15 protein-coding genes are annotated in these 13,971 nt (G+C 69.1%); 12 read left to right on the forward strand and 3 right to left on the reverse strand.

Features of this window, described 5'->3' with window-relative positions; all coding sequences use genetic code 11:
• The first annotated feature begins 187 nt into the window (after positions 1-187).
• The 5 genes from AB0395_RS25260 to AB0395_RS25280 all read left to right on the forward strand — a co-directional run bounded on the left by AB0395_RS25260 (position 188) and on the right by AB0395_RS25280 (position 5,203).
• Positions 188-841: a response regulator transcription factor gene (locus AB0395_RS25260; RefSeq protein ID WP_366284494.1), complete on the forward strand. Its 654-nt coding sequence runs from the start codon at positions 188-190 to the stop codon at positions 839-841.
• Complete coding sequence (locus tag AB0395_RS25265) at positions 838-2,220, forward strand: ATP-binding protein (protein WP_366284497.1); 1,383 nt, start codon at positions 838-840, stop codon at positions 2,218-2,220. The genes AB0395_RS25260 and AB0395_RS25265 overlap by 4 nt, the downstream gene beginning before the upstream one ends.
• Positions 2,221-2,510: 290 nt before the next feature.
• Entirely contained in the window at positions 2,511-2,810 is a 300-nt protein-coding gene (locus tag AB0395_RS25270; protein ID WP_271222331.1) for a DUF4193 domain-containing protein, read from the forward strand.
• Between the two features lie 81 nt (positions 2,811-2,891).
• Complete coding sequence (locus AB0395_RS25275; RefSeq protein WP_366284500.1) at positions 2,892-3,776, forward strand: hypothetical protein; 885 nt, start codon at positions 2,892-2,894, stop codon at positions 3,774-3,776.
• Between the two features lie 53 nt (positions 3,777-3,829).
• Complete coding sequence (locus AB0395_RS25280) at positions 3,830-5,203, forward strand: trehalose-6-phosphate synthase (RefSeq protein ID WP_366284502.1); 1,374 nt, start codon at positions 3,830-3,832, stop codon at positions 5,201-5,203.
• A gap of 87 nt (positions 5,204-5,290) precedes the next feature.
• Here AB0395_RS25280 and AB0395_RS25285 read toward each other — a convergent pair whose 3' ends face one another.
• On the reverse strand, positions 5,291-5,587 hold the full coding sequence (locus AB0395_RS25285) for a DUF4235 domain-containing protein (RefSeq protein WP_366284505.1): 297 nt from the start codon (positions 5,585-5,587) through the stop codon (positions 5,291-5,293).
• A gap of 87 nt (positions 5,588-5,674) precedes the next feature.
• On the opposite strand from AB0395_RS25285, the gene valS reads away from it, so the two are divergent.
• The 7 genes from valS (at position 5,675) to AB0395_RS25320 (ending at position 12,452) form a co-directional block, all read left to right on the forward strand.
• The gene (gene valS / locus AB0395_RS25290) at positions 5,675-8,236 is read left to right on the forward strand and encodes a valine--tRNA ligase (protein WP_366284508.1); all 2,562 of its coding nucleotides are present in this window, start codon (positions 5,675-5,677) and stop codon (positions 8,234-8,236) included.
• 331 nt (positions 8,237-8,567) lie between these two features.
• Entirely contained in the window at positions 8,568-9,779 is a 1,212-nt protein-coding gene (locus tag AB0395_RS25295) for an AI-2E family transporter (RefSeq protein WP_366284510.1), read from the forward strand.
• Positions 9,780-9,790: 11 nt separating this feature from the next.
• Entirely contained in the window at positions 9,791-10,048 is a 258-nt protein-coding gene (locus tag AB0395_RS25300) for a hypothetical protein (RefSeq protein WP_366284512.1), read from the forward strand.
• Positions 10,045-10,488 (forward strand): dUTP diphosphatase, encoded by a 444-nt coding sequence (gene dut / locus AB0395_RS25305; protein ID WP_366284515.1) that lies wholly within the window; start codon positions 10,045-10,047, stop codon positions 10,486-10,488. The genes AB0395_RS25300 and dut overlap by 4 nt, the downstream gene beginning before the upstream one ends.
• Before the next feature lie 131 nt (positions 10,489-10,619).
• A complete protein-coding gene (locus tag AB0395_RS25310) occupies positions 10,620-11,315 on the forward strand; it encodes a DUF3710 domain-containing protein (RefSeq protein ID WP_366284518.1) in 696 nt (231 codons plus the stop codon).
• A gap of 48 nt (positions 11,316-11,363) precedes the next feature.
• Positions 11,364-11,756, forward strand: coding sequence for an OB-fold nucleic acid binding domain-containing protein (locus tag AB0395_RS25315; protein WP_366284519.1), 393 nt, complete (start codon positions 11,364-11,366; stop codon positions 11,754-11,756).
• A 33-nt stretch (positions 11,757-11,789) separates the two neighbouring features.
• Complete coding sequence (locus AB0395_RS25320; protein ID WP_366284579.1) at positions 11,790-12,452, forward strand: DUF3159 domain-containing protein; 663 nt, start codon at positions 11,790-11,792, stop codon at positions 12,450-12,452.
• A 114-nt stretch (positions 12,453-12,566) separates the two neighbouring features.
• Here the strand turns inward: AB0395_RS25320 and AB0395_RS25325 are convergent, their stop codons facing one another.
• Both AB0395_RS25325 and AB0395_RS25330 read right to left on the reverse strand, forming a co-directional pair.
• The gene (locus AB0395_RS25325) at positions 12,567-13,241 is read right to left on the reverse strand and encodes a TrkA family potassium uptake protein (RefSeq protein ID WP_366284522.1); all 675 of its coding nucleotides are present in this window, start codon (positions 13,239-13,241) and stop codon (positions 12,567-12,569) included.
• A complete protein-coding gene (locus tag AB0395_RS25330) occupies positions 13,241-13,906 on the reverse strand; it encodes a TrkA family potassium uptake protein (RefSeq protein WP_366284525.1) in 666 nt (221 codons plus the stop codon). Before AB0395_RS25330 ends, AB0395_RS25325 begins: the two co-directional genes overlap by 1 nt.
• Positions 13,907-13,971: the final 65 nt, after the last annotated feature.

Raw genomic sequence — 13,971 nt, forward strand, 5'->3', positions numbered from 1 at the left:
GCTGGTGGGGGACTGGCTCCGGGCTCTACCCACGGCGATGGGGCGGTTAAACCTATATGTGTCTTACATCACGCATTGTGCCTATGGTGGGACCAGCCTTACCCCCGTCTTACAGGGGGTATGGCGACAATGAATAACCGTTCCCGCGGGCTGTTTCGCGGATCTTTCACAGGAGGTACCAGAGGTCGTGCGCGTGCTTGTGGTTGAGGACGAGCGGGTGCTCGCTGACGCGATCGCGACGGGACTCCGGCGTGAGGCCATGGCCGTCGACGTCGCCTACGACGGCGCGGGTGCGCTCGAACGGACCGGGTACATCGACTACGACGTGATCGTCCTGGACCGGGACCTGCCCAAGGTTCACGGGGACGAGGTCTGCCGCCGCCTGGTGGCCGACAGGACCGCCTCCCGGATCCTGATGCTCACCGCCTCCGGCGATGTCGACGACAAGGTGGAGGGGCTGGGACTGGGCGCGGACGATTACCTGGCGAAGCCCTTCGTCTTCATCGAGCTCGTCGCGCGGGTCCGGGCGCTCGGCCGCCGCTCCGCCCCCGCGCTGCCTCCTGTGCTGGAGCGCTCCGGAGTCCGCTTGGATCCGGGCAAGCGGCTGGTCACCAGGGACGGCGAGGAGATCGCGCTCACGAAGAAGGAGTTCGCGGTCCTTGAGGAGCTGATGCGCGCTGAGGGCGCGGTCGTCAGCCAGGAGGACCTGCTGGACAAGGCGTGGGACGAGAACATCGACCCGTTCACCAACGTGGTGCGGGTCACCATGATGACCCTGAGGAAGAAGCTGGGCGAGCCTCAGGTGATCGAGACGGTGCCCGGGGTCGGATACAAGCTGTGAGTGTTCCAGGGGGCGAAGCGGAGGAGCGGGTCTCGAAGGCTCCGGCCGAGGAGTCGGGCCAGGGAGTGCCGACCCACCCGATGATCAGCCCGCACTCCGAGCGGAGCGTGAGGAACGGCGGGCGGCGGGTCACCGTCCTCCCGGCGGAGGTCCAGCCGCCGCCGCCGACGGGGCCGCCGGTGTGGGACGGCCCACCCCCGCCTGGCGAGACGTCGGTCTCGCCCACCCCCCTGGAACAACTGCACACGATGATCAGCCGGATCAGCATCCGCTGGCGGCTCACCATCACCTACGGCGTGCTGTTCTTCATGGCGGGAGCCCTGCTGCTGTTCGTCATCTACATGATGGTCGGCTGGGCGATCGAGACGGCGTTGCCGGTGCCCAACACGGACGACCTGCCACCGACTCTCGCGATCCAGGCCGAGCAGTGGTGGAACGCCTACCTGCGCCTGGCCATCACCGCGGCGCGCAAAACCCTGCTGACCCGGTCGCTTCTGGCCCTGACCGGGGTCGGCATCCTGGCGATCATCATCGGCTACCTGGTCGCCGACCGCGCGCTCAAGCCGGTTCAGCAGATGACCACGACCGCGCGTAAGCTCTCCGGCAGCACGCTGGCCCACGAGCGGATCGACCTCAAGGGGCCCGATGACGAGCTCAAGGAGCTGGCCGACACCTTCGACGCCATGCTGACCAGGCTCAACGTGGCCTTCGACACGCAGCGAAGATTCGTGGCCAACGCCTCTCACGAGCTGAGAACCCCGCTGACGATCAACCGGACCGTGCTGGAGATCGCGCTGGGCGACCCGCAGGCCTCCGAGGACCTCAAGGCGCTCGGCCGTACGCTCCTGGAGGTCAACGCCCGTAACGAGCGGCTCATCGAGGGACTGCTGCTGCTGGCGCGCAGTGAACGTGAGCTGAGCGTGCGCAAGCCGGTCGACATGAAGGACGTGGCCCAAACGGCCGTCGAGCAGCTCGCCCCGCGTGCCGAGGAGTCCGGGGTCACCATGACCACCGAGCTGCAGCGCGCCGAGACGGTCGGAGATCCGGTGCTCCTTGAGCGCTGCGTGGCCAACCTGGTCGAGAACGCCATCAAGCACAACCTCTCCGACGCGGGACGCCTGTGGGTGCGCACGGGAATGGTGGAGGGGGCTCTGATTGTTCAGGTGGCCAACACGGGGCCGCACGTGCCCGCGTACGAGGTGAACGGCCTGTTCGAGCCGTTCCGGCGGCTCAACGCCGAACGGGTCGACTCGTCCAAGGGGGCGGGGCTCGGGCTGTCCATCGTCCGCGCGGTCGTGCGCGCTCACGGGGGCAACGTGACCGCTGTTCCCAGGGACGGGGGAGGCCTTGTGGTGACGGTGAGACTTCAGTCGCGCTGATCCGGCGGGGGGCGTCTCGTTCACGCCGTACATGTGGTTGGATGTGCCGTCGAACACGGTGGTGCATGCCGCCAATGTTGTGGTTTACGCCATATTTGGCTAACCGCAGCCGTTGGCGGTAGGTCCTTCACGTGTAGGGAGGTTCGACGACCATTCCGACGGGGTACCGATGCAGGAATCTATCTGGCGGATCGGGCACAAGTTGAGCCTCTCGAACGTTACACACGCGCGAACGAGCGCAGACGAATTGACAAGCGCAGACAGATAGATGAGGGGGATGGAGCAGACCGATGGCTACCGACTACGACAGTCCACGCAAGACCGATGACGACCTCAACGAGGACAGTCTTCAGGAACTGCAGGCACGCCGTACCGACAAGTCCTCGGGCAGTATCGACATCGACGAGACCGACCTCGCCGAGTCACTCGAACTGCCGGGCGCGGACCTGTCCAACGAGGAGCTCTCGCTCAGAGTGATTCCTCGTCAGGCCGACGAGTTCACCTGCGCGCGGTGCTTCCTGGTGCACCACCGCAGCCAGCTCGCGGTTGAGAGGAACGGCCAGCAGATCTGCAAGGAGTGCGCGGCCTGACGATGTTCCGACGGCCTGTCCGATGTGTGTCCTTCCATCGACGGGTAGGGCTCCAGGACAGCCTTGAGGAGGTTCCGCGACATGACGTCAGAGAACAAACAGACCGGTGCTGAGCCGGACGACTCCACGGCCGGGGAGTCGGCCGGCGCACCTGCGGGCAGCGCAGGAACGGCGGACCGTGAGGCGCAGGCCGGGATGACCGGCGAGCCGGACCGGCACGCTGAAACCTCCGACCAGGAGGTGGCCGAGCTCGTCGGCAGGCTCACCGAACCGGGCGAGATCGATGGCGCCGAGCGGCGGCAGCTGCTCGGCCGCCTGACCGCCGTCCTGGCCAGGGGGTCCAGGAAGGCCAAGGAGAGCGGGGTCGGTCGAGGCCGATGGCTGGCCGACGTGTTCACCGCCGTCGCCCCCCGCATCCCCATCCGCGACCTGGCCACCCTTTCCAGGCATCATCACGGCCTCACCTCGGAGGCGCTGGCGGACGATCTCGTGCGAACCGCAGCCAAGGCCACCATGACGGTTGGCGCCATCGGCGGCGCCCTGGCCGCGGCGGAGTTCGTCACCCCGCCCCTGCTGCTGTCCGCCCCCGCCCAGCTCGTGGCCGAGACCCTGGTGGTCGCCGCGATCGAGGTCAAGCTCCTCGCCGAGCTCCACGAGGTCTACGGCGCCCATGTGGAGGGCACGGGAGCCCAGCGGGCCATGGTCTTCGTGGGCGCGTGGTCCAAGCAACGCGGCGTCGACCCCCTCTCTCCCGCAACGGTGAGCATCGCGCTCGGCGCGGCCACCAAGACGGCGCTGCGCAACCGGCTGATGCGTACCCTCGGCCGGCATCTGACCACCCTCGGCCCCTTCCTCACCGGCGCCGTCGCAGGTGGGGCCCTCAACCGGGCCGCCACAAGGAAGCTCGCTGCGGCGGTCAGGGCTGATCTAAGAATTAATCGGTCACTTCCACCCGGTAAGTCATAGAAACGTCCGAATTGGGTAGTTGTTAGGAGTAGTCCGACTACCTGGAGGATTTTGTGCAGGGCCGCAGCTCGTTTCTGATCGTCGCAAACCGCCTCCCCGTCGACCGCGCGGGTGACGACATGTGGCGGCGCAGCCCCGGTGGCCTGGTCACCGCCATCGCCCCCGTCCTCCAGCGCCGAGAGGGCGCGTGGATCGGCTGGCACGGCGCGTCCGGCGAGTATCTCGACCCGTTCCACCACGACGGCATGCACCTCATCCCCGTGCCGCTGTCGGAGTCGGAGGTCGAGCTCTACTACGAGGGCTTCTCCAACACCACGCTCTGGCCCCTCTACCACGACGTGGTCGCGACCCCGATCTACTCCCGCGTCACCTGGGAGGCCTACCGCGCCGTCAACGAGCGCTTCGCCAGGGCCGCGGCGGAGGAGGCGGCGGAGAACGCGGTCGTATGGATCCAGGACTACCAGCTCCAACTCGTCCCCGCCATGCTCCGCAGGCTCCGCCCCGACCTGCGCATCGGGTTCTTCCTGCACATCCCGTTCCCGCCGGTCGAGCTGTTCTCGCAGCTGCCGTGGCGCAGGGAGATCGTCGAGGGACTGCTCGGCGCCGACATGGTCGGCTTCCAGCGCCCCGGCGGTGCGTCGAACTTCATCAGGCTCTGCCGCCGCCTGCTCGGTCTCCAGCACCACAAGAACGAGATCTACGTGGAGGACCGCGTGGTGCGGGCCGCGGCGTTCCCCATCTCGGTCGACTTCGGGGAGCTCGACTCCCTGGTCCGCGAGCCGCACATCATCGAACGGGCCAAGGAGATCCGCGCCGAGCTGGGAGACCCCGAGTGCATGCTGCTCGGCGTCGACCGGCTCGACTACACCAAGGGCATCGGCCAGCGCCTCAAGGCGTTCGGCGAGCTGTTGTCCGAGGGCTCGATCAAGCCGGGGGAGGCGGCGTTCGTGCAGATCGCCACGCCGAGCAGGGAACGCGTCGAGGAGTACATGCGCCTTCGTGACTCGATCGAGCTGCAGGTCGGCCGGATCAACGGGGAGCAGGGCGAGTTCGGCCAGCAGCCGGTTCAGTACATGCACCAGTCCTACGGCCGCGAGGAACTGGCCGCGCTCTACCTGGCGGCGGACGTGATGGTGGTGACCCCGCTGCGCGACGGGATGAACCTGGTCGCGAAGGAGTACATCGCCTGCCGCAACGACCTGCGCGGCGCCCTGGTGCTCAGCGAGTTCGCCGGGGCGGCCGACGAACTGCGGCAGGCGTTCATGGTGAACCCCTACGACGTGGACGGGCTCAAGCGGACGATGCTGGCCGCGATGCGGGCCACGCCGCACGACCTGTCGCGCCGGATGCGCTCGCTGCGCAGGAGGGTCGCGACCTACGACGTGGACCGCTGGGCCAAGGAGTTCCTCGCCTCGCTGGAGGCCTGACCCGGGAGTCCTGGCCCGCGGTACGGCGCGGCGGGTACGGCCTGCCCCGTCCAGGGGCGCGGCGGGGCCCGCCGCCGGTGGGGGACGTCAGGCGGAGACCTCCTTCGCCGTGTCCCTCACCGCCTTCCACGCGTTGTAGCGCTTTTTGGCGGTACGGGCGACCACGATCTGCGCGACCTGCATGCCCACCCCCATCACCACGGCGTAGCCGATCGCCTCGCCGAGGCTGATGTCCAGCGACTCGTTGTCCACGGGAGGCTTCTTGCCGGTCGTCTTCTCCCAGGCGAACCCGATGGCCTTCCTCGCGGCCCAGGCCGTCACCAGCCCCGCCAGGCCGCCGATGGCCCGCCACGCCAGGTCCTGCTTCTCGGTTTTTTCGGCCATGTGGCTCCCTCCCCTTCTTTTTCGCTCTGGACAAGAACACTAGTCTCCTCCAGCGCGGCACCACGTGACGCCATACCATAGGGAGGCATGACACAACAGCGACTGCGCCATGCGCCCATGCCCGAGAAGCCCTCTCTCGACGGCCTGGAAGCTGTATGGGTAGCCCGCTGGGAGGCCGAGGGCACCTACCGCTTCGACAGGTCGCGCACCCGGGCGGAGATCTACTCCATCGACACCCCGCCGCCGACCGTCTCCGGATCCCTGCACGTCGGCCACGTCTTCTCCTACACCCACACCGACACGATCGCCCGTTTCCAGCGCATGCGCGGGCGCGAGGTCTTCTACCCCATGGGCTGGGACGACAACGGCCTGCCCACCGAGCGCAGGGTGCAGAATCACTTCGGCGTGCGCTGCGACCCCTCCATCCCCTATGACCCGGAGTTCGAACCGCCGGCGAAGCCCGACGCGAAACGCCAGGTCCCCGTCTCGCGCGGCAACTTCATCGAGCTGTGCGAGCGGCTCACTCTGGAGGACGAGAAGGCCTTCGAGGAGCTCTGGCGCCGTCTCGGCCTGTCGGTCGACTGGTCGCTGACCTACGCGACCGTCGAGGGGCGGGCACGCGCCGCCTCCCAGCGCGCGTTCCTGCGCAACCTCGCCCGCGGCGAGGCCTACCTGTCGCAGGCCCCGACGTTGTGGGACGTCACCTTCCGTACGGCCGTCGCCCAGGCCGAGCTTGAGGACAGGGAGTGGCCCGGCGCCTTCCACCGGCTCGGCTTCGCCCTGTCGCCCGAGCAGCGGGCCACGGGGTTCGGCGAGCGGGTCTGGATCGAGACGACGCGCCCCGAGCTGGTGCCCGCCTGTGTCGCGCTGGTCGCCCACCCCGACGACGAGCGCTACCGCCCGCTGTTCGGCACCACGGTCAGGACGCCGCTGTTCGGCGTCGAGGTGCCGGTGCTGGCCCACCGCCTTGCGGAGCCGGAGAAGGGCTCCGGCATCGCCATGATCTGCACCTTCGGCGACGTCACCGACGTCACCTGGTGGCGTGAGCTGGACCTCCCGACCCGCGCGGTCATCGGCAGGGACGGAAGGCTGCTGCCCGAGGCGCCGGAGGGCATCCCGGCGGAGCCGTACGCCGAGCTGGCGGGCAAGACCGTGCATGGAGCCCGGGAGCGGATCGTCGAGCTACTGCGCGAGTCCGGCGACATGGAGGGCGAGCCGCGCCCGATCAAGCGCCCGGTGAAGTTCTACGAGAAGGGCGACCGGCCCCTGGAGATCGTCACCACCCGCCAGTGGTATGTCCGCAACGGCGGCCGGGACCGCGCGCTCAGGGACGCGTTCCTGGCGCGCGGCGGCGAGCTGTCCTGGCACCCGCCGCACATGAGGGTCCGCTACGACAACTGGGTCGAGGGCCTGGCGGGCGACTGGCTGATCTCCCGGCAGCGGTTCTTCGGCGTGCCGATCCCGGTGTGGTACCCGCTGGACGAGGCCGGGGAGCCCAACCACTCCGCGCCGATCCTGCCGGAGGAGTCCACGCTGCCCATGGACCCCGCGACAGACGTGCCGCCGGGTTACACCGAGGAACAGCGCGGCAGGCCGGGGGGTTTCACCGGCGACCCGGACGTCATGGACACCTGGGCCACCTCCTCGCTGACCCCGCAGATCGCGGGCGGCTGGCAGTGGGATGAGGACCTGTTCGAGCGGGTCTTCCCGATGGACCTGCGCCCGCAGGCCCACGAGATCATCCGTACCTGGCTGTTCTCGACCGTGGTCAGGGCGCACCTGGAGGAGGGCACCCTGCCCTGGCGCAACGTCGCCATCTCCGGGTGGATCCTCGACCCCGACCGCAAGAAGATGTCCAAGTCGGTGGGGAACGTGGTCACCCCGCTCGGCCTGCTGGAGCAGTACGGCTCCGACGCGGTCCGCTACTGGGCGGCCAGTGGCCGTCCCGGAACAGACACCGCCTTCGACACGGGCCAGATCAAGATAGGCCGCAGGCTGGCGATCAAGATCCTGAACGCCTCCAGGTTCGTCCTGGGGCTCGGTGAGGACGGCGGTGAGGTCACCGAGCCGATCGACCTGTCGATGCTGGCCCGACTCGGCGAGGTGGTCCGCGACGCGACGGAGGCGTTCGAGGCCTACGACTACACCCGCGCTCTTGAGCGGACCGAGCGGTTCTTCTGGGAGTTCTGTGACGACTACCTGGAACTGGTCAAGGCGAGGGCCTACGAGGGCGGCGCCCCCGCGCGTTCGGCGCACGCCGCGCTGCGCCGGGCGCTGGACGTCATGCTCAGGTTGTTCGCCCCGTTCCTGCCGTTCGTCACCGAGGAGGTCTGGTCCTGGTGGCGCGAGGGCTCGGTGCACCGCGCGGCCTGGCCGGAGGCCGCCCGCCTCGGCGCCGGGTCCGACGGCGGGCCCGGGGGCGCGACCGAACTGCTCCCCGCGGTGGCGGCAGTGCTCGGCCACGTCCGCAGGGCCAAGTCGGACGCCAGGCTCTCGATGCGTGCCGAGGTCGCCCGGCTCACCGTGACCGGAGGCCTGGCCGACCTCGTACGGCAGGCGCAGGACGACCTGTGCGGCGCCGGCGCCGTGGAGGAGTTCGTGCTCCAGCCCGGCGACGGCGACCTGCTGGTCGAGGTCGCCCTCGCCTGACCGCAGCCTGACCGCACCTGACCCACAGCCCTGACCACGGCCTGGCCGCGCACACGAATCTGTCCTTTTCGTCCGGCGCCGCTGCCGTACGGTCGAGGCACGAGCAGGTGAGGAGGAGAGGATGATCCCAGGTTGCGGCAACTGCGACTGCTACCTCGACGACAGGGTGATCGCCCGGCCGCCTGAGGAGCGCTGATCCGCCCGGGCTGGGGGACCCGGCCACCCGAGCCGGGCGGGTCCCCCAGCCGCGCGTGCGCTCCTGGTGGCCGTGCTTTACATGTCCGGGCGATAACCATGCGCGTAACAGGCCGTGGCGTGACAGTCTGGAAGCGTGATCTCTGATCGGGAACGTCTGATGAACCTCGTGCCGCGCACGCTGCTCCGCGTGGCGGTCTGGTGCCTTTGCCTGATCGCCATCGGCTGGGCCGTGTTCTACTTCGCGCAGTTCATCGCGACGTTACACATCGTGGTCCTGCCGGTGGCCGTCGCGCTGCTGCTGACCGCGCTGCTGTTCCCGGTCACCCGCAGGCTCAAGGCGGTGGGCGTCCGGCCGATCTACGCCACCTGGATCACCCTGCTGGTGGCGTTCGCGGTAATAGGCGGAACGGGCTGGTTCATCGGGTTGCGGGCGAACGACGAGTTCCCCGGCCTGGTCGACCAGGTGAGGAAGACCTCCCAGACCGTCGAGCAGTGGCTCTACACCGGGCCGCTGCATCTGAAGCCGACCCAGCTCACCTCGTGGATCGACGAGATCACCACGCAGCTCACCGCGCAGCGCAACCAGATCACCCAGACCGTCCTCACCGGCGCCACGGTCGCGCTTGAGGTGCTTGCCTCCATCGTGCTGCTGCTCTTCGTCACCTTCTTCCTGCTCAAGGACGGCGACCGCATCTGGGAGTGGTTCCTGAAGGCGTTCGGCTCCGCCGCGCCTCGGATCGACAAGGCGGGGCGGGTCGCCTGGGTGACCCTCTCGCACTACGTGCAGGGCACCGTGGCGGTCGCCGCCGTGCACGGCGTGGTCATGGGCATCGTGCTCGCCGGGATGGGGGTTCCACTCTGGGCGCCGCTCGCCGTGCTGATCTTCCTGGCCAGCTTCATCCCCATCGTCGGCATCTTCTTCGCCGGAGGCGTCGCCACCCTGGTCACCCTCGGGGCGAAGGGCCCTATCTACGCCCTGATCTTCCTCGGCATCCTGATCGTCGAACAGCAGCTGGAGAACCATGTCCTGCAGCCGCTGATCGTCGGCAGGGCGCTGAACTTCCACCCGCTGGCGATCATCCTGGTGCTGGCCGTCGGTGGCATCGTCGCGGGCATCGCCGGGGCCGCGGTCGCGGTTCCGGTCGCCGCAGTGATCTACCGGGCGATCCCCGAACTCATGGCCGATCCACCGATCGCCCTGCCTCCCGTGCCCCCTTCGGCCCCGTCGTCGTCCGAGGCAGATGGGGGCGCCGTGGTGGCCGGTCCCGGCGGGCAGCCGGGGCAAGCCGGGCATGCCGGGCCGATCTTGCCCGCGGATGAGGAGTCCTCGCAGCACAGGGGGTAACGTTCTGCCCCGTGACCCGTTCCACCGTCCGTCTCGCGTCCGTCCAGGACGGCGCCACCCCGCGTCTGTGTTTTCGGCGCGCCTGGCGTCCCGCCGCGCCGGGGCGAAAGGCGTACCTTGAGGCTGAGGGGTGGATCGGCTCCCCGGACGGCCCGGCCGTCGTGCGCGCTGCCATGCCCCTCGCCGAGGTGGGCATGGAGCGCTTCGTCGACCACGGAGACGTCCAGGCAATCGTTGATGAGCACCACGATGACGAGGTGAACCCGTGACCGGCACAGTCGAGGTGTTGATCCACCGGCTCGACGCCGATCTGCCCATGCCGTCCTACGCCCACCCCGGTGACGCCGGCGCCGACCTCTACGCCGTCGAGGACGTCGAACTGCTCCCAGGGGAGCGGGTGATGGTCGGCACCGGCATGGCGATCGCCCTGCCCGACGGATACGCCGCGTTCGTCCATCCGCGTTCCGGACTCGCCGCCAGGCACGGCGTGACACTTGTGAACGCGCCCGGCACCGTGGACGCGGGATACCGGGGCGAGATCAGGGTGACGCTGCTCAATACGGACACCAAGAACGCGGCACAGCTGCGCAGGGGAGACCGCATCGCGCAACTCGTGGTCCAGCGGGTCGAGAAGGCCGTGTTCCATGAGGTGGACCGGTTGCCCGGTTCGGCGCGGGGCGCCAACGGGTTCGGGTCAACCGGCCGCTGACGAGGAGGCGAACCCCATGAGACCCGTCGAACGGCCGCGGCCCCCGCGGGAGCTGTCCTCCCGCGGGGCGGCCGGTCGTTGGGCGAGGACCGGAGGCGAGCCCCAGTGAACTTTCAAGGAGTGTGAGGGAAGTGTTCGGACGTCGCCGTCGCGAGGAGCCCGCGGCCCCGGCAGAGAAGGCCGGGCGGACCGAGCGGGAAGAGGCAGTGGAGGAGACCCAGACGCGCCGCTCCGGCCCGTGGGACTCCGGCGAGCCGTACCCGGAGCGTGAGCGAGTCGACCTCGGGGGCCTGCGCCTGCCGGTCGACCCGGGTTTCGAGGTGCAGCTCAACCTGGCTGGAGACCAGATCGTCGGTGCGGTGGTCGTGTTCGAGGAGAGCGCCCTGCAGGTGCACGCGTTCGCCGCGCCCAAGCGCAGCGGGATCTGGGACGAGGTTCGCGCCGATCTCGCGGAGGGCGTGCGGGGCGCGGGCGGCACGGCGCAGGAGCGGGAGGGGCCGTTCGGCGTCGAGCTGGCCGCCCAGGTCCCCACGGACGAGGCGGACCGGCAGCCGGTGCGTTACATCGGTGTTGACGGGCCGCGCTGGTTCCTCCGTGCCGTGATCAGCGGTCGTGCCGCGCTCGACGAGGAGGTCGCCGCGACCCTGGAGGGGGTCGTCCGCGACATCGTCGTGGTCCGTGGGGACGAGCCGATGGCCCCGAAGGAGGCGATCGAGCTGCGGCTTCCGCCCGAGGCCAGGCAGGCGGTCGAGCAGCACGCGGCCCAGGGGGACGTGCCCGATCTCAAGCCCTTCGAGCGCGGTCCCGAGATCGCGGAGATTCGCTGACGTGAGGGATCGCGTACGCTGATTCAACACGTATGTGAAGGAGAGGTCGTGGGTTCTCAGGAACCGCATAAACAGGGCGGATTTCGAGGCTTCTTCCGGCGGCTGACGACGAGCCAGGCAGAGCTGGAGGCCAGCGAACTCCAGCAGGACCTCGATCGTCACGGCGCGACGCCGATCGTCTCGTGCGGCGGGCGGCGCCGGTTCTGCGTAACCGGTACGCTACGGACCGTCACGCTGCGCCCCCGTGGAGGCGCGCCCGCCCTTGAGGCGGAGCTTTACGATGGTTCCGATGTGATCGACCTGGTCTGGCTCGGACGCAGGAGGATCGCCGGGATCGAGCCGGGCCGGATGGTGCTCGCCGAAGGGCTCGTCAGTCTTCAGGACGGGCGCAAGGTGATGTTCAATCCCAGATACGAGCTACGCCCGGCGAGCGGTGCGTGAGCGATTGACGACCACGGAGCGGTGAGCGAGAAGATGAGCACCACCGAGGAGAACACCGCGCACGTCACGGTCGAGGCGGCGATGCGCGGGCAACTCGCCAAGGCCTTCGGCGGCGTGCGCGGCATCATCGAGGCCGCCGTGCCCACGATCGCCTTCACATTGATGTGGATTGTCACCTCCGACCTGAGGATGTCGCTGATCGTCAGCGTCTCCACCGCGGTGGTGCTGCTGCTCGTGCGGGTGCTGCAACGTTCGACGCCGCAGTTCGTGCTCAACAGCCTGGTCGGCATCGGCATCGGCGCGTTCTTCGCCTCCCGCACCGGTGAGGCGAGGGACGTGTTCCTGCCCGGCATCCTCTACAACGCGGGCTACGCGGTGGCGATGCTGCTGTCGATCGTCGTCCGGTGGCCGGTGGTCGGCTTCCTGATCGGGTCCGTCACCGGCGATCCGACCGCCTGGCGCGCTGACCCGGCCGTCGTGCGCCTGTGCTCCAAGCTCACCTGGATGCTGATGATCCCCTGCATGGTGCGGGTTGCCGTGCAGCTTCCCGTCTATCTCATCGGCGGGAACGACGCGGTCGCCGAGCTGGGCATCCTCAAGATCGTGATGGGCTGGCCGTTGCAGGTCGCGGGCCTCGGCGCCATGGTCTGGCTGCTGGCCAGAGGCCGAACCCCGGTCAGGCCCGCCGTCTCATGAGCGCCGTCTCATGAGTGCCCCTGTTTCATGAGCGCCGGCTTCTGAAGGGCCGGTCCCGTACGGCCGTGCCGTACGGGACCGGTGCCCAGGGCGGAGTCCCGAGACCGGGGGAGATCAGCTCACCGAGCGGTGGTGCGGCGAGAGCAGCCGCCCCAGCTCCTCCTCGACCTCCTGGGTGGCCACGAACATCAGCTCGTCGCCCGCCTCAAGCGGGTCGTCGGCGCTGGGCACCAGCACCCGGCCCTCCCGCAGGATCGCGACCAGCGCGGTGTCGGCGGGCCACGGCACCGAACCGGCGCGGTGGCCGACGACCGGAGCGTCCTCCGGCAGGGTCAGCTCGACCAGGTTGGCCTGCCCCTGACGGAAGGTCATCAAGCGGACCAGATCACCGACGCTCACCGCCTCCTCGACCAGCGCGCTCAGCAGGCGCGGAGTCGAGACGGCCACGTCCACGCCCCACGACTCGTTGAACAGCCACTCGTTCTTGGGGTGGTTGATCCTGGCCACGACGCGCGGCACGCCGTACTCGGTCTTGGCGAGCAGCGACACGACGAGGTTGACCTTGTCATCGCCGCTGGCGGCGACGACCACGTGGCAGTCGGCCAGGCCCGCCTCGTCCAGGGAGGAGATCTCGCAGGCGTCGGCGAGCAGCCACTCCGCCCGCGGCACAGTGTCAATCTTGATGGCCTTCGGGTCGATGTCGATGAGTAGGACCTCGTGGCCGTTCTCCAGGAGCTCGGCGGCGATGGACCGCCCAACGGCTCCGGCACCCGCGATGGTGACACGCATCAGTGACCCTCCTCCGGAGCCCCGGAGAGCACCTTGTTGATGCGCTCCATGTCGTTCTCCGCCGCCATGACGTGCAGGAGGTCGCCCTCCTGCACCACGGAGTCGTTCCTGGGCAGCAGGGTCTCGCCCATCCTGTTGATGAACGCGACGCGGGTGGCGGCGGCCTCCTCCAGGTCCTTGCTTCTGGTGCCGATCCAGCCGGGGTGGTAGGCCACCTCGGCCAGCACGACGGAGCCGGTCGGGTCACGCCACAGCGGTTCCGCGCCCTCGGGGAGGACCCGGCGCAGGATCTGGTCGGCGGTCCAGCGCACCGTGGCGACGGTGGGGATGCCTAGGCGCTGGTAGACCTCGGCGCGCCGGGAGTCGTAGATGCGGGCGACCACGTTGTCCACGCCGAACGTCTCGCGGGCGACCCTGGCGGAGATGATGTTGGAGTTGTCCCCGCTGCTGACCGCCACGTAGGCTCCGGCGGACTCGATGCCCGCCTCTTCCAGGACGTCCCGGTCGAAGCCGATCCCGGTTACCCGGCGCCCCCGGAAACCGGCCCGCAGCCTGCGGAAGGCCTGCGGGTCCCGGTCGATGATCGCGACCGAGTGGCCGCTGTCCTCAAGAATGTGCGCCAGAGTCGAACCGACCCGGCCACACCCCATGATCACGATATGCATGCTCCCCCGCCGCTCGCGTTGAGGCGGATCTTGTCCCTGTGTACCTAGTCAGTATGGCCCGCTCT

It is taken from the genome of Streptosporangium sp. NPDC051023, assembly GCF_040689595.1.
Lineage (GTDB): Bacteria > Actinomycetota > Actinomycetes > Streptosporangiales > Streptosporangiaceae > Streptosporangium.